The sequence below is a fragment of the Bacillus sp. DX4.1 genome (assembly GCF_030348195.1).
Lineage (GTDB): Bacteria > Bacillota > Bacilli > Bacillales > Bacillaceae_G > Bacillus_A.
This window is the reverse complement of sequence record NZ_JAUCFT010000008.1, coordinates 731,835-758,451: the sequence shown is the minus strand read 5'-3', so window position 1 is coordinate 758,451 and position 26,617 is coordinate 731,835. Positions and strand designations below refer to the sequence as shown.

General features: G+C 35.5%; 20 protein-coding genes. 4 read left to right on the top strand and 16 right to left on the bottom strand.

Features of this window, described 5'->3' with window-relative positions:
* Positions 1–106: 106 nt before the first annotated feature.
* From QUF99_RS06860 to fdhF, 15 genes are all read right to left on the bottom strand, one after another.
* Positions 107–295, bottom strand: a complete 189-nt coding sequence (locus tag QUF99_RS06860; RefSeq protein WP_289369182.1) for a GNAT family N-acetyltransferase — start codon at positions 293–295, stop codon at positions 107–109.
* A gap of 379 nt (positions 296–674) precedes the next feature.
* The gene (locus tag QUF99_RS06855; protein ID WP_289369181.1) at positions 675–3,038 is read right to left on the bottom strand and encodes a heavy metal translocating P-type ATPase; all 2,364 of its coding nucleotides are present in this window, start codon (positions 3,036–3,038) and stop codon (positions 675–677) included.
* Positions 3,039–3,065: 27 nt separating this feature from the next.
* Entirely contained in the window at positions 3,066–3,443 is a 378-nt protein-coding gene (locus QUF99_RS06850; protein WP_289369180.1) for an ArsR/SmtB family transcription factor, read from the bottom strand.
* A gap of 703 nt (positions 3,444–4,146) precedes the next feature.
* A complete protein-coding gene (locus QUF99_RS06845; RefSeq protein ID WP_289369179.1) occupies positions 4,147–5,562 on the bottom strand; it encodes an amino acid permease in 1,416 nt (471 codons plus the stop codon).
* Positions 5,563–5,667: 105 nt separating this feature from the next.
* Complete coding sequence (gene ald, locus QUF99_RS06840; protein ID WP_289369178.1) at positions 5,668–6,801, bottom strand: alanine dehydrogenase; 1,134 nt, start codon at positions 6,799–6,801, stop codon at positions 5,668–5,670.
* 662 nt (positions 6,802–7,463) lie between these two features.
* Positions 7,464–8,564 (bottom strand): ABC transporter ATP-binding protein, encoded by a 1,101-nt coding sequence (locus QUF99_RS06835; protein ID WP_289369177.1) that lies wholly within the window; start codon positions 8,562–8,564, stop codon positions 7,464–7,466.
* A gap of 68 nt (positions 8,565–8,632) precedes the next feature.
* The gene (locus QUF99_RS06830; RefSeq protein ID WP_289369176.1) at positions 8,633–9,340 is read right to left on the bottom strand and encodes an HAD family hydrolase; all 708 of its coding nucleotides are present in this window, start codon (positions 9,338–9,340) and stop codon (positions 8,633–8,635) included.
* Positions 9,333–10,760: a CehA/McbA family metallohydrolase gene (locus tag QUF99_RS06825; protein ID WP_289369175.1), complete on the bottom strand. Its 1,428-nt coding sequence runs from the start codon at positions 10,758–10,760 to the stop codon at positions 9,333–9,335. Before QUF99_RS06825 ends, QUF99_RS06830 begins: the two co-directional genes overlap by 8 nt.
* A 98-nt stretch (positions 10,761–10,858) precedes the next feature.
* Entirely contained in the window at positions 10,859–12,220 is a 1,362-nt protein-coding gene (locus tag QUF99_RS06820; protein WP_289369174.1) for an ABC transporter substrate-binding protein, read from the bottom strand.
* A 24-nt stretch (positions 12,221–12,244) separates the two neighbouring features.
* Positions 12,245–13,063 (bottom strand): carbohydrate ABC transporter permease, encoded by an 819-nt coding sequence (locus tag QUF99_RS06815; RefSeq protein ID WP_289374582.1) that lies wholly within the window; start codon positions 13,061–13,063, stop codon positions 12,245–12,247.
* 10 nt (positions 13,064–13,073) lie between these two features.
* Positions 13,074–13,940, bottom strand: a complete 867-nt coding sequence (locus QUF99_RS06810; RefSeq protein WP_098309009.1) for a carbohydrate ABC transporter permease — start codon at positions 13,938–13,940, stop codon at positions 13,074–13,076.
* 166 nt (positions 13,941–14,106) lie between these two features.
* The gene (locus QUF99_RS06805; protein WP_289369173.1) at positions 14,107–14,895 is read right to left on the bottom strand and encodes a DeoR/GlpR family DNA-binding transcription regulator; all 789 of its coding nucleotides are present in this window, start codon (positions 14,893–14,895) and stop codon (positions 14,107–14,109) included.
* Between the two features lie 444 nt (positions 14,896–15,339).
* Positions 15,340–17,211: a glycerophosphodiester phosphodiesterase gene (locus QUF99_RS06800; RefSeq protein WP_289369172.1), complete on the bottom strand. Its 1,872-nt coding sequence runs from the start codon at positions 17,209–17,211 to the stop codon at positions 15,340–15,342.
* 348 nt (positions 17,212–17,559) lie between these two features.
* A complete protein-coding gene (locus QUF99_RS06795; protein ID WP_289369171.1) occupies positions 17,560–18,045 on the bottom strand; it encodes a helical membrane plugin domain-containing protein in 486 nt (161 codons plus the stop codon).
* 12 nt (positions 18,046–18,057) lie between these two features.
* The gene (gene fdhF, locus QUF99_RS06790; protein ID WP_289369170.1) at positions 18,058–21,000 is read right to left on the bottom strand and encodes a formate dehydrogenase subunit alpha; all 2,943 of its coding nucleotides are present in this window, start codon (positions 20,998–21,000) and stop codon (positions 18,058–18,060) included.
* A gap of 447 nt (positions 21,001–21,447) precedes the next feature.
* Between fdhF and fdhD the strand changes: the two genes are divergently transcribed.
* Both fdhD and QUF99_RS06780 read left to right on the top strand, forming a co-directional pair.
* Positions 21,448–22,257 carry a formate dehydrogenase accessory sulfurtransferase FdhD gene (gene fdhD, locus QUF99_RS06785; protein ID WP_289369169.1) on the top strand — a complete coding sequence of 270 codons (810 nt, stop codon included), beginning with the start codon at positions 21,448–21,450 and terminating at the stop codon, positions 22,255–22,257.
* A gap of 400 nt (positions 22,258–22,657) precedes the next feature.
* Complete coding sequence (locus QUF99_RS06780; RefSeq protein WP_289369168.1) at positions 22,658–23,164, top strand: GNAT family N-acetyltransferase; 507 nt, start codon at positions 22,658–22,660, stop codon at positions 23,162–23,164.
* Between the two features lie 784 nt (positions 23,165–23,948).
* Here the strand turns inward: QUF99_RS06780 and QUF99_RS06775 are convergent.
* Positions 23,949–24,071 carry a hypothetical protein gene (locus QUF99_RS06775; RefSeq protein ID WP_286123527.1) on the bottom strand — a complete coding sequence of 41 codons (123 nt, stop codon included), beginning with the start codon at positions 24,069–24,071 and terminating at the stop codon, positions 23,949–23,951.
* A gap of 335 nt (positions 24,072–24,406) precedes the next feature.
* Between QUF99_RS06775 and QUF99_RS06770 the strand changes: the two genes are divergently transcribed.
* Both QUF99_RS06770 and QUF99_RS06765 read left to right on the top strand, forming a co-directional pair.
* Positions 24,407–25,078 (top strand): response regulator transcription factor, encoded by a 672-nt coding sequence (locus tag QUF99_RS06770; RefSeq protein ID WP_289369167.1) that lies wholly within the window; start codon positions 24,407–24,409, stop codon positions 25,076–25,078.
* Between the two features lie 116 nt (positions 25,079–25,194).
* Positions 25,195–26,571 (top strand): sensor histidine kinase, encoded by a 1,377-nt coding sequence (locus QUF99_RS06765; protein WP_289369166.1) that lies wholly within the window; start codon positions 25,195–25,197, stop codon positions 26,569–26,571.
* Positions 26,572–26,617 lie beyond the last annotated feature (46 nt).

Sequence of the window (26,617 nt, the reverse complement as noted above, 5' to 3'; positions counted from 1 at the left end):
TTCCCTCGTTAGTCTTTCTTTAGCTTTTAAAATATTTCGTAATTTATTAGATTTGCGATACACCTTTTGAATACAGACATTAGCTGTCGGCTCAACCCGGGATTTTTTAACCCTGTCTATTATTTGGAGTCTTGACTATTGTATCTAATGATTTTGCTATTTCTTTTACTTTTCTTAACAATGAAGATCCAATCCCTTTATTTTCAAGGACATTATCTAAAGAAATAATTTCGCATTCATCATTATCAATAACATAAGTAATTAAACCTATAATCTTATTTGATGACTTCCCCAATGCTTAATAAAAAATTCAGCTACTAACCTTTGATTCTCATTATTTATAATTTGTAATCCCATAACTCTCCCTCCCATCATTTATTTTAATATTTATTCACAATATTTAAAATAATAATTTTAGAACTTACCCATGTAAAGTTAACATAATTTATCATTATCGGTAGAAACAAAAAAGATTTTGCTGTTTATTTCTTCTTTACCAAATTAATTATTTTATCCCACATTAACAACTGAATATTCTATACATTTCAGATGTATCCTTCCATAGATATATCAAAGTTTTATCATATAAAAAGAAAGAGGATATACGCTCTTATATTGAACGTAGTACCCTCTAATCATTATAGTATGTTTAACTTTTCGCTTCTCTTCTTATTTTACAAACCTTTCACTCGCAACACGCGCATCGCATTTAATACAGCGAGTAGTGTAACACCAACATCGGAGAAAACAGCTTCCCACATCGTTGCAATGCCGAATGCACCGAGTAATAAAACAAGTCCTTTTACTCCTAGTGCAAAGATAATGTTTTGCCATACAATGCTACGCGTACGTTTTGCAATTTTGACAGCTGTTGCAATTTTAGAAGGTTCATCCGTCATGATAACAATATCAGCCGCTTCAATTGCTGCATCAGAACCTAGGCCACCCATTGCAATCCCAACGTCTGCTCTAGCTAATACTGGCGTATCGTTAATACCATCACCAACGAATGCAATTTTTTCTTTTGCATGTTTTGCTGCATCAATTTTTTCAATTTCTTCTACTTTTTGTTGTGGTAGTAATTCAGCATGCACTTCATCTAAACCAAGCTGTTTTCCAACGGCTTCTCCAACTAACTTCGCATCACCTGTTAACATCACTGTTTTCTTAATCCCAAGTTCTTTTAGCATTTTGATCGCTTGTTTAGAGTCCTCTTTCACTTCATCTGAAATGACGATATATCCTGCATACGTGCCATCTACAGCAACATGAACAAGTGTCCCTACAGTCTGCGGCTGCTGGAATGCAATATTTTCTTTTTTCATTAATTTTGCGTTACCAGCAAATATTTCTTTACCATTTACTTTTACAACCGTACCATGGCCGGAAATTTCATTGTAGTCTTCGATTACATTTTCATCAATTGCTTTCCCATAAGCACTTCGAATGGATTGTGCAATCGGATGATTTGAATACACTTCTGCAAATGCAGCATATTCAAGGAGCTCTTCTTGCGTAGTTGCACCGTTTGGCTCCATCATTGTTACTTTAAAGACACCTTTTGTTAATGTTCCTGTTTTATCAAATACGATATGTGTCACATCATTTAATGCCTCTAAATAGTTGCTTCCTTTTATTAAAATACCGCTTTTTGATGCCCCACCAATCCCCCCAAAGAATCCTAGGGGAATGGAAACAACTAATGCACACGGACAAGAAATAACAAGGAATACTAACGCACGGTAAATCCAATCAGAGAATGTTGCGCCTTCTAAAATGAGAGGCGGAATAAACGCAAGTGCCGCTGCTGTAATAACAACAACCGGTGTATAGTAACGTGCAAATTTCGTAATAAAGTTTTCTGTCGGTGCTTTTCGGCTGCTTGCATTTTGTACTAGGTCTAAAATTTTTGATACAGTAGATTCACCAAATTCTTTTGTAACCTCAATTGTTAACACACCATTTTGGTTAACGAAACCACTTAATACATCATTCCCTACTTCCACTTCACGAGGTACAGATTCACCTGTTAACGCTGAAGTATCTACCATTGATGTTCCTTCAATTACTTTTCCATCTAACGGTACTCTCTCACCCGGTTTTACAATGATAAGGTCTCCAATTTGTACTTCTTCTGGTAATACTTGTTTTGTTTCTTGCCCTACTTTTATGTTCGCATAATCAGGGCGAATATCCATTAACGAGCTAATTGATTTTCGAGAACGATTCACAGCAACACTTTGGAATAATTCACCGACTTGGTAAAAGAGCATAACCGCAACTGCTTCTGGATATTCTTTAATTGCAAATGCTCCAAGCGTTGCAATCGCCATTAAAAAGTTTTCATCAAACACTTGGCCGCGTGTTATATTTCTCACAGCCCGCCAAACAATATCTCCACCAATTATAAGATATGCAATCACAAAGAGGGGAATTGTCACCATTTGCGGCAATCCAGCAAGTGCAGCAATCCCTGTTACAACTGCACCAATCGATAAACGCCACAGCATTTTCTTAACATTTCCTTCCCCATGATCATGGCTATGTCCATGATCTTTCCTCTCTTCTTCTCGCACTACGTTTACATCTGGCTCTAGTTTATGCACAATATTTTTGATGTTCTGTACTGTTTCTTCAAGCTCTTTTTTACTTACAACTTCAACTTTTAATTTCTTGGAAACAAAATCAACATTTGCTGCTGAGACTCCCGGCATTTCCTTTACCTTTGTTTCAATTTTCATTGCACAATTGGCACAATCTAATCCTTCTAAAAGGAAAATTTCCTTTGCCGACTTTATTTTTTGATCTTCTTGGACCTGAATATGCGGTTCTAGTTTCGTAACAAGCTGCTTTGCTTCAGCGATCACATTGTTTTCTTTATTTTGATCTGCTTCTACTGTCATCGTCTTTGTTACAAAGTTAACCGAACAAGAGGATACACCTTCTAACTCGCCAACGCCTTTTTCAATTTTCATCGCACAGTTGGCACAATCTAATCCTTCTAACACAAGTTTTCGTTTCACGAGTGCCTCTGCCATCTTTCTCCCTCCTTGTGCTTTTCTTTTTTATTCTTCTTCGTTTACGTGTTCAAATGCTTGCTCAAAGATACGGATTACGTGATGGTCAGCTAATGAATAATAGACAACCTTCCCCTCTTTACGATTTCTTACAAGCTTTGCTTGCTTTAAAACACGCAATTGATGCGAAATAGATGATTGTGTCATTCCGAGTAAATAAGCTAAATCACATACGCACATTTCTGCTTCAAATAAAGCGTGTAAAATACGTGTACGCGTGCGGTCGCCTAATACTTTAAATAACTCTGCCACTTTGCTTAAGCTTTCGTCAGCTGGAATCGTTTGTTTTACTTGATCAATGATTTCTTCATGAATAATTGTTTGAGAACATGCTTCCTGACATGCTTCTACTTTATTTTCAGCCATTATAGCTCACCTCTTTATTCGAACATATGAACAATCATTCATATATTTTATACTTTTATTATATGAGCGCCCATTCATATATGTCAATGAAATCTACACTAAATTTTCCGAACATTTTGTGCACATTTCAAATCATACAAGTATATAACGTATTTTCGGCCTACTTTAAACTCTTCATTCAAAATCGTTCTATATAAATACAAATTAAAAAACCGACATAAAACCCTTCTTTTTAGGTGGGAGAGAGCATCCGGCCATGCATAGAAGCGGTCAGATCCTTTTCCTGCCCCAGACACAGTGAAAACAAAGAGAGAAAACGAGTGCAGGTCACCTTTTGTTATCCATAGCTGCGGCTTATATATCGAAAAATCAAAATGGATTTATATATATGAGCCCTAAATCATAGGTACACATAAAACGAGGATGTTCGCTAAAAAATTGACTCTTTAGCACATCCTCCTTTCTTGCACCTATTCAGCTTTAACTGCATCAACGCTTAAACGAAACCTAATTTCCCATCTTGATTTCTATGATCAAAACGTTTAGAGCGACAAAGTGAAACTTTAATGAGTGGGAGTTTTACTGCCCATTAATGCGGGATAAATTGCAAAATACAAAATCCTACAAGTTATCCCTTTTTTCCTTTTACAAAACAAAAAAGCCTTGCGCGCTCCCCAACGCACAAGGCTCAAATCTATATCCCTTAATTAGCTTCTTTTAAGCTATCTTGCGAACTTTCGTCTTCTTTTAGATGACTGTGTTTTTTCGAATACCCAAAGTATACGACTATACCAATCGCCAACCAAACGCCGAAGTATATCCATGTTTGTAACGGTAAATTAAACATTAAGAATAGACAGCATGCGACTGAAATAATCGGTAAGATTGGTACAAGTGGAACCATAAATCCACGTTGTAATTTTGGATGGGTTTTACGAAGGATGATAACCGTTACACCAACCATCGCAAATGTTAGTAGCGCTCCAATATTCGCTAAGTTTGACAATTCTTTTAAATCGACAAATCCAGCAATTAAAGCACTACCGATCCCTGTTAACCAAGTTGAAAACGTTGGTGCTTCTGTTTTCTTGTTGATTTTCGCAAAAGATTTCGGTAATAAGCCGTCACGACTCATTGCAAAAAATACGCGTGTTGTTGCATAGATGTAAGCGAAAATTACAGCCATAATACCAATTACAGCTCCAATCGCAATAATACCCGCTACTTTATCTTGTCCTACAACTTCTAGTACGTAAGCCATCGCTTCTGGTACATCTAATTCTTTATAAGAAACCATACCAGTCATAACTAGACAAACGGCAACATAGATGATTGTACAAATGACTAACGAAGCAATAATACCAATTGGTAGGTCTCGCTGTGGATTTTTCACTTCTTCTGCTGAAGTTGCTAACGCATCAAAGCCTAAGAAGGCAAAGAATACTGCTGCTCCTCCGGCAAAGACCCCACTTAAACCGTATGGCGCAAATGGTACCCAGTTTTCTGGCTTTACATAGAATACACCAACTGCAATAAATAATACAACAATACTAATTTTAATTAATACCATTGCATTATTCACGCGCTTACTTTCTTTCGTACCACGTGATAATAACAATGTTAACACCAGTGTAATGATAACTGCTGGTAAGTTAACAATACCACCTTGTGATGGAATCGTTAACAGTGCTTTTGGAATTTCTAATCCAAATCCACTCACTAAGTTATGGAAGTAACCCGTCCATCCACCAGCTACTGCTGCTGTTGTTACGACGTATACCGATAACAACGTCCATCCCATTAAATGGGCTACAAACTCACCAATTGTTGCGTATGAATATGTGTACACACTACCCGAGACCGGAAGCGCGGAAGCAACTTCTGCATAACATAAAGCTGCAAAACCACAAACAATTGCTGCAATCATAAATGAAAAAATGACAGCTGGACCAGCATCTCTTGCTGCTACTAATCCAGTTAATACAAGAACTCCTGTACCGATTATCGCACCAATCCCTAGCATTGTTAGATCGAATGCCCCTAAAGTCTTCGACAAAGTCTTACTCTTACTTTCCCCTAACAATTGCGTAACGGATTTCTTTTTAAATAGGTTGGCCACGATGTATGCCCCCTTTTACTAAGAAGAGCTAAGAGGTCATCTCTCTTAGCTCTTATCATATTGTATGAAATATTGTTCGATTTTTAATTTAGTACAATGCTACAATTAGCAAGATACGGCTTCTGTTTCTAATAATTCTTTTGCACCTTTGTATTCTACACCGTGAGCTTCTGCAACTGCTTCAAATGTTACATAGCCGTCTAATGTGTTAATACCTTTTAATAACGCAGAGTTTGTTAAGCAAGCTTGTTTGTAGCCTTTGTTTGCAATTTGTACTGCATATGGTACTGTTACGTTTGTTAATGCAAGTGTAGATGTACGTGGAACCGCACCAGGCATGTTTGCAACTGCATAGTGAACAACGCCATGTTTTTCATAAGTTGGGTTATCATGAGTTGTAATGCGATCAGTTGTTTCAAAAATACCGCCTTGATCGATTGCGATATCTACTACAACAGAACCTGGCTCCATTGATTTAATCATTTCTTCTGTAACAAGTTTTGGAGCTTTTGCACCTGGAATTAATACTGCACCAATGACAAGATCAGATTCTTTTACAGCTTGTGCAATATTGTAAGGATTAGACATTAACGTTTTCACTTGGTTACCGAAAATGTCATCTAATTGACGAAGGCGTTCTGCACTTAAGTCAATGATTGTTACATCCGCACCTAGTCCAACTGCAATTTTAGCAGCATTTGTACCAGCTTGTCCACCACCGATAATTGTTACTTTACCGCGTTTTACTCCTGGAACGCCTGCTAGTAAGATACCTTTACCGCCTTTGTTTTTCTCAAGGAATTGTGCACCGATTTGTGCAGACATACGACCAGCTACTTCACTCATAGGTGCTAATAGTGGTAAAGAACGATTGTCTAATTGTACTGTTTCGTAAGCGATTGCTACAACTTTCTTTTCAATTAAAGCTTTTGTTAATTCTGGTTCCGGAGCTAAGTGTAAATATGTGAATAAGATTAAACCTTCGCTGAAATGTTTGTATTCGCTTTCAATTGGTTCCTTAACTTTCATAACCATATCCATGTTCCAAGCTTCTTCAGCTGTATCAGCAAGTTTTGCTCCTGCTTCAACATACTCAGCATCTGTAAAACCAGATCCTAGACCTGCACCCTTTTGAATGAATACTTCGTGATTGTTACGAACTAAATGTACAACACCAGCTGGTGTCATTGCCACACGGTTTTCGTTGTTTTTAATTTCTGTTGGTACTCCAATACGCATAATGAAATGCCCCCTTATAATTAACAGAAAAAAGGAATTCTTTTTTCTTTTTATAATAATTAATAACTTATGTCCTTATTCTAACATAGCTTTAAAGTTATGAAAACGCTAACATACTGAATTATAAAAAGTTTATATATTTAGAATAGTATAAATATATAAACTTTGTTCTGTAAGGGGATTTCATATATTTTCGTTTCTTGTTATTCTATTTTTATTATACTCTTTAGAACTGCATTTGAATCATATATTATTTGACAATAATATAACAATGTGGAAAACCCACCAATAACGCATACATATATACTTCCTATTCCCTGTAATATTTTAGAACTATATTCTTTTTATATAAATCCATTTTGATTTTTCAACATATAAGTCGCTGCTATAAAGAACAAAAGGTAACCTGTACTCGTTTTCTCTCCTTGTTTTAACTTGGCATGGGGCAGAAAAAGGATTTGACCGCTTCTATGTATGGCCGGATACTCTCGTCCATCTAAAAAGAAAGGGGTTTTTTATGTCAGTTTTTCAACTTGTATTTATACAAAACAAACATGTTAAAAATTAAAGAAGTTAATCAACAACAAAGGCTTATCCCTGTTTTGGATAAGCCCAATGAAATTTATTCCATCAAAGTGTTGATGACTTAATAATGGAATAATCTATAAAACAATTCGTTTTTCAGTTTCAGAATCAAAATAATGAACTTTGTCCATATTCAAAACTAGATCCATCTTTGATTGACTATGCACATCAGCAGAGGCGTCAACACGTGCAACAAAGGATTGGCCATTGATATTGGAATAAAGATATGTTTCTGCCCCCATTAATTCTGCTACATCAATCGTCACCGTTACTTTTGCATTATAAGGTAAGGCTGAAATTGCTTTTCCATAATAAAAGTCTTCTGGACGTATCCCTATGATGATTTCTTTATTGACATACCCTTTGTTTCGCAAACTTTTCATCTTCTCTTCTGGAACTTCAATTTTCCATTTATCAATCATAACCGTACTTTCTGTTACTGTCCCTTTGAAAAAATTCATTCCAGGAGATCCAATAAATCCTCCGACAAATACATTCTCTGGTTTGTCATAGACTTCTTTAGGTGTACCGACTTGTTGTATGATACCATCCTTGAGCACAACTAAGCGTGTTGCCATCGTCATAGCTTCTATTTGGTCATGTGTGACATATACAGTTGTTGTTTGCAGCTGTTGATGTAATTTTGTAATCTCGGCACGCATTTGAACGCGTAGCTTCGCATCTAAGTTTGACAATGGCTCGTCCATTAAGAAGACTTTTGCATTTCGAACAATCGCTCGACCTAACGCAACACGCTGACGCTGTCCACCTGAAAGCGCTGCTGGTTTTCGGTCTAAATATTTCTCAAGCCCAAGAATTTGTGCTGCATGTTTCACACGTTGGTCAATCTCATTTTTACTATATTTTCGCAATTTTAAACCGAACGCCATGTTATCATAAACTGTCATATGCGGATAAAGAGCGTAGCTTTGAAAAACCATTGCAATATCTCGGTCTTTCGGTGTCACATCGTTCACACGTTTTCCATCAATATAAAAGTCTCCGTCTGAAATTTCCTCAAGTCCTGCAATCATACGTAATGTCGTTGATTTTCCGCATCCTGAAGGTCCAACCAAAACGATAAATTCTCCATCATTCACTTCTAGATTAAAATCTTTTACGATAGTCACATCATGATCATATTTCTTATAAATATTTTTGAATGATAGCTGAGCCATAATTGCCTCCTATAATTTTAGCTATTTTTAAAGATGCTGTTATCGACAATATTAATCACACAGTTGTTTTATAAAACTTTTGAAATCTCCTTCATACTGTCTAAAATATAATCAGCTTTTCCTTCTAAATCTTCCTTCCTGCTCGCACCTGACAGAACACCCACCACTTTAATGTTGCTATTTCTTGCAAATTTAACGTCTGTTATTGTATCTCCTACCATTAACACATCTTCTTCAGCCAGTGAAAATTTCTCCTTGAATATATGATAAAAATCACTTTCAGGTTTTGTTTTATTAACACCATCATCTGCACCTAAAAAATCCACATAATCATATAATCCCGTCATTTTAAGTGAATGAATAGCTGCATCAACGTCGTCTGCTGTAACAACTCCAATTACATATTCATGGTCTTTTAAATATTTTAATGTTTCCTTTGCACCTTCCACTTCTGTAAATACGAGATCATCTGCTGTAGAGTGTTTTTTGAATAATGCACATACATCACAAATAAAATTCTCTTTATTCACATTTTGATTTTCTAACAGCGAAAACCATGCAGCCGCAATAAAGTAATTTGTACGACAAGCTAGTAAACTGGTACTCTCAAAATCGTTATCACTCATACCAATAATCTTTAGGTAGTCATTTCGTTTACTTTTTTCATTTGGATACATTTGAAATATATCATCTAGCACACGATGAACAATTTTGTACCAAACAGAATCTAGCTGTATTAGTGTTCCATCTTTATCAAAAATAATTCCTTTATTCACCTTCTAATCCCCCTAAAACTTCATGCCATGTTTTAATATTCTTATGCCCAACGTTATTATGAATAGGATTTATAAACGCTACTAATTCATCATCTTCCCATCCCTCAACTCTGGCATATGCTCCTTCATTTAAATAAAAGTCAAAGGTTACGTGGCTGCCAAATTCTTTTTCGATAATTTGACCATTCACAATCAACCTCCACTCGCAAGGCTTATCTGTATAAATGTTATAATGAATATTTCCTTTAGCCCCATCACCGACATAAATGGTTTCACCTTCGTTTTGAATATCTATCTCTAATTTTCTAAATCGAGAAAAATAAATTCTGCCTCTTTGGATAGCATCATTTAAATTTTTAATAGATAAACTATTACATAATACATATGTTCCTGGGTCGCCATAAATTGATGGGTCTTTAGATCCTGGGAACGTTTTGGATGGATGTAAATGAGAATCACTTCCTCCTATGCCCCAGATTTTAAGACCATTTAACCATATTTGATCGAAAAAATTTAAAGCTTCTAAAGTAGATGGTTTGCTTTTTTTATAAGTTGGATCACACATGATTTCCATTGTATGGACATTTTCTAGGTTAATATTAATTTGGTTCGTCCAAGGCTTCATAAATGGATGATTCACACTAATTAAGTAGCCTTTTTCTTTCATGAGAGAAAATAGTTCATTCATACTTTTGGCGTTAAACGATTCATCCAAATGCTCTGTAAAGTTAACGTACTCCTTCATGCCGAACATATTGTAATGACCATAAGGAGTTGTAAGTTCCATAGATGGTATAATCAATGTGCTTCCTTTTTGATAAGATGGCATGACAATATTGTGTTCCGTCGCATATAAAAAATCCAACTCTTGTTTTTCACATACACTCATTGCCAGTTCGTCATCTATCTCGCCATCTGTTAAATTTGTGTGTACATGAAAATCTCCTTTGTACCAACGATGCTCTTCATTCACTACTTTTTCAAAATCATGTTCATCAATAAAAACATTTTCTTTGCAAAAATGCTCTCGATTGTATTCTCGCTCTACCTCGTCATTCACCAATATATTTACTGTATAGTCAACTTTTCTTCCGGTAAATTTTAGTGCTTTATCTGCACAATGAGGAGTATACACTACTTCTAATTCCCAATTACCAGACGGTATTTCCCCTCCAACACAACCGGCTGAACAAAACTTTGGATCTTTTGCGACAACCAGTTTTTCGTCAACAATTGGTGTTTGATACTGTATACGCACACAACCTCTAGAGTCTCTCAAGATTAATAAAAGCGGGATTTTCCGACTGACTCCTTGATCAATAGTTAATGTAAAATTGACAATATTGTTTGAATCCATGAGAAAACAATGTTTATTTTTTACGAATGGAGAAAGAGTCAAGGTACTTTTCATTTCAATCATGATTCCCACACCTTTTTCTATATTTTAATTATAGAATCATAGAGGTGCTTCTTTGCTTCAAAAGCACCTCACGTTTCTCTTCAAAGTAATACATAAGTTTATTTCTTCTTTTTCAGAACTTTATCCAATTCTTCCTGTGCAATTTTAGCAGCCTCATCCAATGCTTGTTTTGCAGGGATTCCTTCAATTTCTACTTTATCCTTAGCTACATTTAATGCGTCATTGATTTTACCACCTGTTGGATCTGTAAATGGCGCAACTCCATATTTATTAGCTTGCTCTAATGGAACTACTGCTTGTGGTTGTTTTTTAACAAATTCAGCATAAGGACCATAATCTGTTACATGGTTACGAACAGGGATATAGCCTGTTGCCATTGACCATTCAGCCGTTTTCTCAGTGCTTGTAGCAAATTTCATAAAGTCATATGCACCTTTTGCTACTTCTGGATCAATATTTCTCGTTAATGTGAATAAATAACTTTCTAATTTTGGCGCTGGTTTATTATTACCCCAAGCTGGTTGTGGTACTGCTCCAAATGTGTCAAGACGTTCTTGCTCAGTCATTCCTTTACCTAACGATTTAAAAACAAATCCTTGGTCACCAGATGAGCCTGTATATCCTAACGTTCTACCTTCAACTAAATCAATGATTGTTTTATCCCAATATTCCCATCCAGTTCCACCTGAATTAATCTTCATAATTTTATCTTCATGAAGCCATGTACGGAATTTTTCCCATACTGTAACCCAAGTGTCATCGTTGATTAATACTTTTGTTCCATCTTCACTTAAAACATTTCCGCCAGCACTGCGAACCGCGTCAATTAAGTTTGACGTACCCCACATTGGCATCCAACCTGCGTATGTGACATTTCCACTTGCGTCACGTTTTGCTACTTTTTTCGCTACTTTTTCTACACCTTCCCACGTCTTTAAATCGTCAGGTGTAAAGCCATTTTCCGCTAACACTTTTTTATTGTAATAAAAAACTTGAGTTGTACCGTAAAAAGGAATCCCATATAATTTCCCATCAATTGTTGCTTGATTCATAAAACCTTTTCCATAATCTTCTTTGTTAAATTGCTTATCATCTTTAACATATTGATCTAGAGGTACAATTAACTTTTTCTTAGCATATTCTTGAATGACGTCTGAACCTAACAATGCAATTGCCTCTTGGTTATTCGCTGCAAATCCACTTTGAAGCTTTTGATAAGACTCATCGTAGTTACCTGCTTTTGTTGTTTTCACTACATACTTGTCTTGACTTTTATTGTATTCCTCGACAATCTTATCTACTTGGTCTGCAAGTGAACCACCTACGCCATTAATAAACGGAACAACAATCTTATCCCCTTCTTTACTTACTTTGACAGTATTTCCTTTTCCACCTGAACAGCCTGCAAGCGCACCAACAAATAATGACAAAATCGTTAAAAGCATTAATAATTTTCTCATCCCGAATATCTCCTTTATATTTAGTTAACCTTTTATTCCTGAATCAGTAACACCTGAGAGGAACCATTTTTGTAAAACTAAAAATACGATTAAGAGTGGCACTGTAGCGATTGTACTTGCAACCATAATGTGCGACCAATCTCGGCCTAAGGAACTATTAATGAAATAATCAGCAATTCCGTTAGTAATTAATTTTTTGTTGCCATCATTCAATATAAGAGCTGGCCAAATATAATTATTGTAATTCCCAATAAATGTAACCAAACCTAGTGTTACAAATGATGATTTCGTCATTGGAAAAATAATCTTCCAAAGAATACGCCAATCACTTGCTCCATCAATTTTGGCTGCTTCTACTGTTTCATAACCAACCTTGTGGAATGACTGTTTTAAATAGAAAATACCGAATACACTAACAGCCATAGTAATAATGTATCCAAAATGCGAATTAAGTAAGTCCGTTTTTCCTAACATCACATATACCGGAACATACGATACAGCTCCAGGAATCATGTACGTTGCCATGACAACACTAAATGTCAAGTTCTTCCCTTTGAACTTATAAAATGCCAACATATAAGCAAAGAGTGCAGACGAAACAAGTACATATACAGTAATAAGGAAAGAGGTATAAAAACTATTAAATATATACGTGTTAAATGGAAGAATGTCTAATACTTGACGATAATTTTCCCAGTGGAATTCCTTAGGCCAAAAACCTCCTTGTAATACTTCACTGGATGTTTTAAACGAACCAAGTACCATCCATATGAATGGAAAGACAAACAAGATACTTGATAAAGCCAAAAAGATATGCTTTAGAATTAATGGCGTCTTCTTCATATTATTCATCTTAATAGTTCACCCACTTGTCACCTATTATCTTGTTTATAACGGATAGTAGGATTGTAATGATTAATATAATAAATGCAATTGCCGTTGCAGACCCCATATCGAACTGTTCAAACGCTTGTTGGAAGAATAAATAAAGTAACGTTCGTGTCGAACCACTCGGTCCACCTTGTGTTAAAATTTTAATTTGATCATAAGCCTGCACCGAAGTAATTATATTGACAACAACTAAGAAGAAGGTTGTTGGTGAAACCATCGGTAGTGTTACATTTCGAAATTTCTGCCATGAATTTGCTCCATCAATACTAGCAGCTTCATACAAGCTATCTGGTACTTTCTCTAGTGCACCGATATAGAAAAGCATCGTCCATCCAACTAATTTCCATACCGTTACAATAATGACCGCTAGCATCGCTGTATCACTACTCTTCAGCCAGTCCAAACCCGGTATCCCGAAAAATTCTAGCACCTTATTGATAGCTCCATATTGAGGTTCATATAGAAGTGACCATACAATGGATACAGCTACCGTTGGTGTTACCCAAGGTGAAAAAATCATTAATTGATAAATTGCAGAGCCTCTGAACTTCTTTCGGAAGAACAATGCGAAACCTAAACCTAATACAATCGTTGGAACGACTGTCCCAATTCCAAAATAAAGAGTATTTAACAATGCCTGTATAAAAGAATCCTGTGTAAACAAATTAATATAGTTATCTAAACCAACAAAATTAAAGTCACTAGTCATGAAATCCCAGTCTGTAAAACTAATACCTAAACTAAATAAATTCGGAATGATCCAAAACAATATTAGAGGTATTCCAACCGGTAATAAAAAGAACACAGCTTTTGATAATTTTATTTGCATTCTTGCACCTCCTAATTCATATTGTACGGGCACATTATTAACACAATGTTGTTATTATGTTAACGAATTGTAAAATCAACATAACAACAAAGCAAAACAACATATTAACAAAAAAGTAGACTATTTCTCACCTCACTAAGAAATAGTCTACTTTAAGATTTTCTTTCTATACTGTTATTACTTCAATTCCTTTACTTATTAGGACGTTTTGCCATGCTTCATCGAGTTTAGCATTTGTATATAGTGCATCTATATCATCAAAATTTCCGCTTTTATAAAACTTTGTTAAATTAAACTTTGACTCATCTATCATCATCACAACTTGTTTTGCATTTTTCTTTAACTGCTGAAAAACTTGCGCGTCCTCAATATACGAACATGTCAGTTCCTTTTCTAAAGAAATTCCATCACACGAAGCAAATAATTTATTAACAGTGAAGTGGTCAAGATAGTTTAGCATCATGTCTCCAGACAATGCTAATGAATTGGAATTTAGCATTCCACCAAAGACTATTAATTTACAATCAAATGAATCATAGTGTTCTTTAAGCTCAATAACTTTATTAACAGCTGGTATTGAGTTTGTTAGGATCGTCAAGTTCTTTTTGTCATGTATAAAATCCAAAATTTGCATTGTAGTCGTGCCAATTTCAATTGCAATAATATCATTATCTTCTACTAATTTACTTGCTTCCATAGCAATTTTTCGTTTTTCTTCAATATTCTCAGATCGACGTTTGTCAAAATAAAATTCAATAGTATGATCTTTTTTCTTAACTGCACCACCATGTATTTTCGTAAGCTTACCTTCCTTATGCATCATATCTAAATCTCTTCGAATTGTTTCTGTGGTAACATTTAACACCTTAGCTAAATCATTTACCATCACTCGATTGTATTTTTCTAACTCATCAAGTATGTATTTTCTTCGTTCAAATTGTGTATAGGATTTCATTCAATTAACACCTCTTCGTATTACACAAAATATACATAGTTCTAAAAACCCTTATAAAGACTAGAGTGATACCTTTAAAATAACATCATCTATAGCAGTATTAAAAAATTATCTTTCTTCAGTTCATCTTTACTCATTTACTTAAAGTATAGTGTAACTAGCAGTAACTAGACAACAATTTCATCTAAAACATTCTAAAAGGCAAATCGTATAGTTTGAAGGCAATGTCTCATCTTCCATGGAATAACATATCTTCCTCCCAATGCGCAAACTATATTTGAGCAGAGGACCATATTCTAATTAGAAGCCCTACTAGCTAATCTGTACCCAATCTTTTTATGATAATGTACTTCCGTTAACACTTACACTTATATACATATACACTTTAGGATTCCTCTAATATTTTAGAAGCATATTATTTTACACAAAATAAGCTACTGGTATTTAACCAGCAGCCGGGTAGCTCATAAATAATTTTGAAAATAAATCTTCCGTCGTTTCTGTAATTTTATCAAACATATCCGTTTCAGCATCTTCTTGTTCTTTTAACATCTTTATCGTTTCTTTTGCATCCTCTGGATAGTCTGTAATAACCCCATCCACATTGAGCTTATAATATTTCTTTAAATTTTCCATATCATTTACAGTCCATACATAAATCGGCTTATTTAGCTTTCGAGCTGATTTTACTAAACGATCATTCAGCATATACTCCTCTACCACATAAAAATCCGCTTGAATATATTTCAAATTTGCTACACTTGCATATAATACATATCCTACTTTTATATCAGGATTTGCACGTTTAAATTCTTTAATGAGTGGATAATGTAATGTTTGAATGATACATTGCTTTTCAAAGTCGTTTTTCTCGATTGTTTTTAAAACCTTCTTTACAAAATCTTTCTCATTTCCGTGCAACTTTACTTCTATATTAAGCTTGATTTTTCCTTTCGCAAGCTTAATGATCTCATCAAGTGTACTAATTCCCCCTGAAAATCCATCTTGATTCAATGTAAGCTGTCGAAGCTCATCCATCGTTAAATCCGATACATGTACATTCGCATTGGCAAGACGCTTTAATTTCAAATCGTGTATCACTGCCAACTCGCCATCTTTTGTTTGCAAGACATCAATTTCAGCGTAATCTGCTTTTGCATCAATCGCTCCTTGCACTGCCTCTTTCGTATTCTCTACTCCTTTAGAAATATAGCCACGATGTGCCATAATAACCGGCTCTTTATACGTGTTCGTAATAAACGCCACGATAAAAGCAACAACCATTCCAGCTACAAGAACACCGCCAATATATACACCAATAAATTTCAAACGATGCTTTTTAAAGAAGAATTTATCTGCCTTTGTTTTCGAATAATCTAATCCTTCTTCTAGTAAAACTTCTTCAACCGAAACCTTCTGTAAATACAAGCGAGTTAACGCCATAATATAGAACGGCGTTACGATAAAACTAAGTACATATAAGGTACTCGTTAGAAATACGGATAAAGTTGATTCTGCGAGCAATGCAAATGTACCTTCTGGATTTGTAGCATAATATAATGCCCACAATAACAAGAGATAAATACCTGTAAAGAATAGAAACACAATCCCAATTGATATAAAGAATCCAATTAAAAATAAAACGACTTTAAAAAAGCTTTCTTTCACAAGAATTGCACTTTTACGTGCAGCAACGCGAAACGTCTTGCCTTCTAACACAATAATAGGAAGAACGAAAATCCAACGAAGATTTAGGTACGTTACTACCGCAAAAAAAGTATAGTACCCTACTTGCCCCATTGTTGTTTTAAACAATTCTCCCGTAATGAAATTTGGAATTTGAATTTCGGGAATCAATGCGGACTTATAACCGATGCTTAAAAGAGGTAGTAAAACAACAACATATAAAATAAATCCTGGTAAGCAATATGTGAAAAAAGAAGGTAAATACGTTACCGTTTTATATAAAATAGGACGTAATCGCACCTTCTGCCGTTTATGTGCAAAATACGAAATCATAATGAGCACTGCAAACTCCGTAAAAATGAGGAAAAGTGCCAGTATCGATAAAACCAAAATTGCCGCAATGCCATATGGCGTTTTCAAAAATGCGAGTAACTCTTCATTTGTCGCATGCGCATAACCGCCCAAATATAATAACTTGTTAAACATCATACCGAATAGCGGGATAAACACAATTGCCGCTAACAGTTTATAAACGAGTTGAAACGCTAATACATTCCCAAAAGCAAATCTTACTGTTTGAAAGGAATGTCCCATTACTCCTGGTATAGATAGTCTTTTACGGTGTAGCATATATCCTCCAAATTCTAAAACTATATTTGAGAAGGATCCCATATTCTATACAAATACAAATTAAAAAACCGACATAAAACCCTTCTTTTTAGGTGGGAGAGAGCATCCGGCCATGCATAGAGGCGGTCAGATCCTTTTCCTGCCCCAGACACAGTGAAAACAAAGAGAGAAAACGAGTGCAGGTCACCTTTTATTATCCATAGCCGCGGCTATATGTCGAAAAATCAAAATGGATTTATATATATCCGGAATCCATGCTCTTAATAATAATATATTCCGCTTAACATGAACACTCTTATACATATATGAAAAAGAGCAATGGATTCCATATCCATTGCTCTTTCCTTATTATTTCTTCTCTTCTAACTCTTGCCCAAACGCTTTTAAAAAGTTAAAACCAAATGTAATCGCTCTATTTATATCTGGATCCTTTAACACTTTAAAGAAATCCATAATCTTTATTTTTCTGCCTTTTTTTAATTCCTCTGTTGCAAATTGTAAACCTGTAACTAAACTAGATGTCACTTGCTTAGTCACTTCTGGGTCTACAGAAGATAACGCTTCTCCTGCCCCCATCATATTATTTAATGCATTTTTTACCGGTTCACGATTCAGTTGCTCTACGGCAATTTTAGAAACATCCTCTTTCGCAGCTAGTAAACTAATTGCAGCATCTAATAGACCAGCTTGTTGCAACCCAGCTAACAATTGCATCGTTTCTTCCACTGCTTCTCGGTTCTCAGCAAATTGTGTTAACAACTCATCTGATAACTGTTGCTTCTTTACTTCTTCTGTTATAACTTTCTTTTGAATCAATGTAATTTCTTTTGCCACATTCTTCGCCCCCTAGTCCTGATCCACAAGTGATACGTATTGTTTTCGTTGCCATTTTTGCTCAATTTCAACACCATTTTGTGGATGACGTTTTTTATCTCTTGGGTTTGAAGCAGGAAGCGGGCGTTTTCCTTTTTCACGCAGTACACGCATTTTCACTTTCGTTTGTTTATAGGCTGGTGTGCATGTGTAAATATCTGTTGCTGTTCCCGTTAAAATATTAATTGCTTCTTCATTCACTGTCGCATGCATAGGTAAATACAGTTCTTTTCCTGTAACGCGGTCTGTAACTAATGCCTGTACTTTTATTTTTCCAAACGGTGATGCAAGTTCCACAAGGCCGCCATCTTTCACATTACGTTTCTGTGCAAGCTCTGGTGAAATCTCAACAAATACATCCGAAAGCTTAGATAAAATACCTGTTGATTTATTGGTCATATTTCCTTCATGGAAATGTTCAAGCATACGACCATTATTTAATAGTAAATCGTAGTCTTCCGGCGCTACAACTGCTGGAACCCATTCATCCAATGATAGACGTGCTTTTTTATCAGGGAAATTAAAGCCATCCGCATATAATATTGGTGTATCACTACCATCATGACTACCCCAACATAAACTATTCCATCCTTCTAAGCGGTCGTATGTTGCTTGAGAATAAAACGGTGCAAGTGATGCAATTTCATCCATAATTTCACTTGGATTTTCATAATTCCAATCTCCGCCAAGTGCACGAGCTACTTTTTGTAAAATCCACCAGTCCGGTTTAGAATCGCCAAGTGGTTTCATAACTTCATATAGACGCTGAATACGACGCTCTGTATTCGTAAATGTCCCTTCTTTTTCTAAACTTGGTGCCGCTGGTAAAATAACATCAGCAAAACGTGCTGTTTTTGATAAGAACATGTCTTGAACGACAAGAAAATCAAGATTACCTAAAATGTGTTGCACATGATTCGCATTGGAATCAACTAACGCCATTTCTTCTCCCATTACATACATACCACGCAGTTTTCCTTCTTCTGCTGCAGCAAGCATTGCAATGTTATTTAATCCCGGCTCTTTCGGAATTGTAGTCCCATATGCTTTTTCAAATTTTGCGCGCAGTGCATCATCTGATACTGCTTGGTAACCAGGAAGCACGTTTGGCAATGTTGCCATATCACAAGCGCCCTGCACGTTATTATGTCCGCGCAGTGGATATGCTCCTGCACCAGGACGACGATAGTTACCTGTTACAAGAAGTAAGTTTGAAATGGCTGCAGATGTTGTACTACCTCCTGTATTTTGCGTAACACCCATACCCCAAAGTATACAAGTACCATCTGCTTCGTATACCATACGAGCCATTTCTTTTAGTGTCTCTTTCGAAATACCTGTAATGTTTTCCGTATAATCAAGTGTATATTTCTCTAACATTTTGCTATATTCATCAAAGTTCTTCACATTTTCGTCTAAGAATTTTTTATCATGCCAGCCTTGATCAATAATATATTTTGTTACACCTGCAAGCCAGACATAATCTGTTCCTTGACTTGGATGAACGAACATGTCAGCACGCTCTGCCATTTCATGTTTACGAAGGTCAGCCACAATTAACTTTTGTTCATGTAATTTATGAGCACGTTTCACGCGGGTTGCAAGTACTGGATGTCCCTCTGTTGGATTCGCACCGACAATAATGACAAGGCCAGCTTCCGCAATATCTTTCACTGTCCCAGTGTCACCACCTATACCAACAGTTTTTGTTAAGCCATCGCTTGCTGGTGATTGACAGTAACGGGAACAGTTATCAACGTTATTTGTTCCATATATTTGACGAGCAAGCTTTTGCATTAAATAGTTCTCTTCATTCGTTACTTTCGAAGAAGAAATAAATCCAAAGGCATTGCTACCATGTTCTTCTTTAATATGCTGCATATTAGACGCAACGACCTCTAAAGCTTCTTCCCATGTTGCTTCAACAAACATGTCACCTTGGCGAATCAATGGTTTTGTGATGCGGTCTTCACTGTTCATAAAGTCCCAGCCAAACTTCCCTTTTACACATGTAGAAATTCCATTTACTGGTGCATCTGATACAGGCTGCACTTTCAAAATTTGACGGTCTTTTGTCCAAACTTCAAACGAACAACCAACACCACAAAATGTACAAACTGTTTTTGTTTTATTTATCTTCGTTTCACGCATTGCTGCTTCAACTTCTGATACCGCTAAAATGCTACTATATCCCGGTTCTACATCTTTAACAAAATCAATCATTGGATCTAACACATCTGATTTCAAACCAGTCATAAATCCAGCTTCCCCCAGCATGGATTTTTCCATTAACGCGTTACAAGGACAAACTGTTACACATTGTCCACAACTAACGCAAGATGAATCATCAATACTCACACCGCTATCCCAAATAACACGTGGGCGATCTAAGCTCCAATCAATTGATAAAGTTTCATTCACCTGTAAATTTTGACATACTTCTACGCATTGACCACAGGCAATACATTGGTTTGGATCATAACGATAAAATGGATGAGACATGTCCACTTCAGAAGCACTGACTTTCGGTTCATATGGATATTTCTGCTCTTCAATCTCCATCATATGTACCGTATTATGAACTTTACAGTTACCATTATTATTATCACATACTGTACAATACAATAAATGGTTCTCTAATATTCGATCCATCGCTTCCGTTTGTGCTTCTTTAGCACGCGCTGATTTTCTTTCGATATGCATGCCATCTTCTAATTTTGTTGAGCAGGCACGCATCAACTTGCCATTCACTTCCACAATACATGTATCACAAGTTTGAATTGGATCTACTTCTGGTACATGACAAATTTGCGGATGCTCTAAATCACTTTCGTTAAATAACTGCAGTATCGTTTTTTCATCAGATGAAAAAAATTCTGTTCCATCAATGGTCACACGAACTGTCTGTTCTACCATAGTTTCCCTCTCCTTACACTCAACTGTACAATACGTTTTGAATACGTTTTCAAAACTGAATTGCTATACGTTCTTTGTTGAAACGCTCATGTTAAAAACATATCTTAGAAGCCGATTCTAGATGCTATAAGGTTTACTCCGAAAGCCTACAATTGATATATATTCTACCATTCTATTATATCTTACATATACAATAATAACCAAAAAATCTTCTACTAAGTATATAACAGATGCTTTTCTTTTCTTGTTGTTTTATGATGAATAGAGAGAAAAATACATATAAAGTAAAATTTTTCTCAGTGGTGGTTCTTCATCCCCCACTGAGAAAAATTGAACAAATCGGGATTTTACGGGCAGTTTATCCCCCACCTATCTTCTTTGCTTCTCTCGGAATCTTGAGGTGGAGGCCTTACTGCCCGCAAATAGCGGGATAAAGGGGGAAATCGTATGGGGCCTGTCCAAGAAACATGTAAAATGGTACGTTATCAAGCTGGACCATTTCTTGAACAAGAAGATGAAATTGTTACAGAATATCCTGTGACAATTAAATTAAACGGGGAAGAATATGTAACAGTTGTATGTACTCCAGATTATATTGAAGATATGGTAGTAGGTTTTTTAATTTCTGAAGGGATTATAACTTCTTATAAACATATCGATGAGTTATGGATACAGAAGGAAAAAGGTTTCGTACATGTTACAACATCAAAAATCAATCCACTCTATCAAACCTTATATAATAAACGATATGTTACTTCTTGCTGCGGGAAAAGTAGACAAGGCTTTGTTTTTATAAATGATGCAGCAAAAGCAAAAAAATTGGATCATATACATGTAACGATTACTCCTGAAGAATGCTTTCATTTAATGAATAACTTACAGCAATCTTCTACTACATTTCGTCAAACAGGTGGGGTCCATAATACAGCTCTTTGTGACCGAAATAACATTCTCGTATCAAGAATGGATATTGGAAGACATAACGCATTAGACAAAATATATGGTCATTGTTTACGTAATGATATCCCCGTCAAAGGAAAAATTATTGCATTTAGCGGTCGCATCTCATCTGAAATTTTATTAAAGGTTTCTAAAATTGGTTGTGAAATTGTTCTTTCCAAATCGGCCCCAACGAAATTAGCGTTACAACTCGCTAACGATTTAGGTATTACTGTTGTTGGTTTTATTCGAAATGGATCTTGTAATATTTATACGCACCCAAGTCGGATTGAAGGATATATAGCAGAGACAAAATGACTCCTATACAAAGGGGTCATTTTTTAGTTATGAAAATGTAATATATTTAACTGTTGAATAGTTAATAAAGTTAATATATAATTTCATTACACAAAGTGAAACTTTCAACAGTAGAGATTTTTTTCATCTCCACCGACGATTAGTCTTCACCAATAGCAGAACAAATGAAGATACGCTCTTCACCACATATATCTTCTCATTCTTTTACAAATTAAGATGGAATGAGTACAGAATATATTCGCTTTGTAAACAAAGCTCTAATGAAGTATAAAGCGGAATTTATATCAGTTGAGAAAATTCCACCAATCGGACTCTTACGGTCAGCCATCTCCTTGCTTCAAACATTGGAGCGGAGTGTCTGCTGCCCTATAGAGCGGGATAAACTTAGGAGGTCACCTGCATGGAAATTCGTTTATTAACAAAAGAAGATGCTAAGATCTATTTACAAGTTTGTGTAGAAGGATTAATTCAAAATCCAGAAGCTTTTAGTTCCTCTTATGAAGATGTACTAAAACAAGCAGACCCTGTTGCTGCAATGGCAAAACGTTTGGATAATCCAGATAAACGTACACTCGGTGTATTTAAAGATAATGATTTAATTGGAATCGCTACTTTGGAAACGAAACCATTTATAAAGCAAGAACATAAAGCAAAAATTGGCTCTGTTTACGTATCACCAAAAGCTCGCGGTCTTGGAGCGGGACGTGCATTAATCAAAGCGATTATTGAAAATGCCCATAAATTACATGTAGAACAGCTCATGCTTGATGTTGTCATCGGAAATACAGCTGCGAAAAAATTATATGAGTCACTTGGTTTCCAAACATACGGCGTACAAGAACGGTCCTTGAAACATAATGATCAATATTGGGATGAAGAACATATGGTTTTATTTTTAAACGATTAATTGTATGAAAAAGTAAAATCACTACAAATTCTTATACAAAGTATTCAATATAAAGGGAAACTTTAATCAGTGGGGGTTTTACTGCCCGCGAATAGCGGGATATTATTACACATTGTATAACATATGACTTCGTTTACCGCTACAAGATAAAGTAAAACTTTTATCAGTGGGGATTTTCTTCATCCCCCACTGATAATTAGCCCTCACCAATCGGGCTTTTACGGGCAGTTATCCTCCACCTATCTTCTTTGTTTCTCTCTGAATCTTGAGGTGGGGATCTCTGCCCGCGAATAGCGGGATAATTCTTCACCAAGGTATGTTTTCTTACAATAATGTAATGTTCATGTCACCTTTATCGATCGTCTTGCACACCCTATTTCGCTATACTAGAAATATATAATAACAATAAGGAGAGATAAGCGATGAAAAAAATGATAGAAGTAATCGGAGCAATTGTAGAAGTAATGCTAAACGGAAAATCTGTTGTATTGAAATTAAATCAATAATTGGAGGAGTTTTGACATGAAACAGCACAAACATCTTATCTTGTTAGTTTGTGGTACAGTTGTTGTCACAACATTTTTAGCTCTTCTTCCTTGGTTTATTGTTTAAGCCTTCTATCATTTTTTCATCCCTTATTCCCTTAGGAAGCTAATCCAGAATTCCCGATTAGCTCCTTTTCTTTTTCAGATTGAATTGTACGTTCATCATAAGCCTCTTACATAGACAACATAATAAAAAACTCGTTGTTTCCTGAAACTGAAACAACGAGTTTTTCTATGATCTATAGAATTCCGAAAAATTTATTTGCGCATGTCACGATAATCAGCATAGATACTGCAATACACATAACCGCTGCATTACGATCCTGCTTTTCTTTTTTCAAACGTTCTTCTTTTTGATTCATTTGTAAGTCCCCTTTATAACATCAAAAAAAGTGTGAGATAGGAAAATTTCCTTATTCGATGCGAGGTGAATACGAAAATCCCCAATATCTCACATACACAATAGAATGGAATTGTCATTTTATAAATAAAATGACATGACGTTATGTCGCAACATAGGGTATTTGTGTCGCTACGTTTTCTATTATAAAAAAGAGTTGTGCAAAAGTAGTGCATTTTTTATGGCAATTGCTTCTGCACAAAAAAATACTTTATGATTAAATCTCATAAACAGAGTTTTTTCTCATTTTCATGTAAACTATGGATACAGAATGAATGTTTTGAGGTGTACAATACGATGACAAAAATTTTATTAGTTGATGATGAAGAACGCATGTTGCGTCTATTAGATTTATTTTTAAGCCCACGTGGTTATTTTTGCATGAAAACAACTTCTGGCTTAGAAGCTCTTGAGCTTGTCCAACAAAAAGACTTTGATATTATTTTGTTAGATGTCATGATGCCTGATATAGATGGATGGGATACATGTTTTCAAATCAGGCAAATGAGTAATGTACCGATTATTATGCTAACAGCACGTAATCAAAACTACGATATGGTAAAGGGACTTACAATTGGAGCCGATGATTATATTACAAAACCTTTTGATGAACAAGTGTTAGTCGCTCGCATTGAAACGGTATTGCGTCGAACGAAAAAAGATGGTTTTATTAGCTTCAATGGCATTGAATGGGATAAAACCAAGCATACCGTTACTGTTTACAATGAAAAGATTTCACTGACTCCTATCGAGTTTTCACTGCTTGGGCTTTTTTTACAAAATCCAAACCGTGCTTATAGCCGCGATGACTTAATTGAAAAAATATGGGGTTATCAAACGGATATTGAATATCGTACCGTCGATTCACACATTCGCAATATTCGGGATAAATTAAGAAAAAAAGATTTTCCTGTTGAACAATATTTAGAGACAATCTATAAAGTAGGATATAAGTGGAAGAACGAATGATAGTAACGATACAGTAAAACTTCCAGCAGTGGGGATTTTCTTCATCCCCCAAACTTCTTTGCTGTTGAGGTAAGGATATTACTGCCCGTTGGAGCGGGATTAAGGTATGGTGAAAAATGAACAAACTTTCCCTCAAGATAGGTACGTACTTTTTAATTTTATCTTTATGTATTGAAACGATAGCCTTTGTATCCTTTTATACAAGTCTCACAAAAATGCGTATAGATGAAGAAACAACAGCCTTATTAGAAAAAGGGAATCGCTACCGTAACTTTATTGAAAGACGGTATGGGCCACGGGCCTTTGAGCATGCTACAGCAATGGAATCTCACTCTAATTCCGATACAAAATTAGTCATAACAGATGTTAATGGGAAAATTCTTTCTTCTTCTGATTCTGTTACAGAAGAAATGCTGAAGCAACTCCCTTGCAAAACACAGTCTATTTCTAGAGATGGAACGATGATTGAAAAAAATTGGAAAACATCAAAGTTCATTTCAACAGCCAGTCCCATTATTATAAATAATCAAGTAACTGGCTATGTACATATGTTTTTAGATACAGCTTTCTTAGAAAAAATGATTCTTCGTTTAACACAACAATTTATTATTATTGGTGTACTAACCCTTCTTTTAACAACTATTTCTGTTTTTATTTTTTCCCGTGTACTTACTGATCCTCTCATTAAAATGAAAAGAGCAACAGAAAAAATGTTAAAGTTAAATAAGCCCATTAAATTAGGGATTAAACGAAAAGATGAACTTGGTAGTTTGGCAACAACAATTGAAGAATTATCAAATGAATTAACCTATATGAAAAAAGAGCGCGATGAATTTCTAGCAAGTGTTGCTCATGAACTTCTAACCCCGCTTACATATGTAAAAGGTTATGCAAAAGTAGCAAAGAGAGACTCCTTATCTAAAGAAGAACGCGATGAATATTTGCAAATTATTGAAGATGAAACAGATAGTGTAACAGAACTCGTTCAAGATTTATTCGACCTTGTCCAGCTCGAACAACATCAATTTATTATAAAAAAACAGAAGGTTCCTTTGCAGCCCTTTTTAGAACGAATGATTGAAAAAACAAGAACAACATTTGCAAAAAAGCAAATGAATATTATGTTCAGTTTTGAAGGTGCACTTGATGTTTGTATAGACGAACGCCGAATGGAACAAGTCATGTTGAATATATTACACAATGCCTATCAACACTCTCCCGAAAAATCAGCTATTACAATACATGTATTTATAAGTGAGCATACTTTTTCTATATGTGTGCAAGATGAAGGAGAAGGTATTCCAAAGGAACATATCCCGCACATTTTTGATCGTTTTTATCGAGTCGATAAATCACGGACTCGTGCAACAGGAGGCAAAGGAATTGGTCTAGCTGTTGCAAAAGAAATTATTGAGTTACATAACGGTTCTATTCAAGTAAAAAGTGAGCTAGGAATCGGAACAGAATTTATCATTGAATTACCGATCGAATAATATAGATTTTACGTAATATCACCAGCAGTCTCTCTATTGAACCACT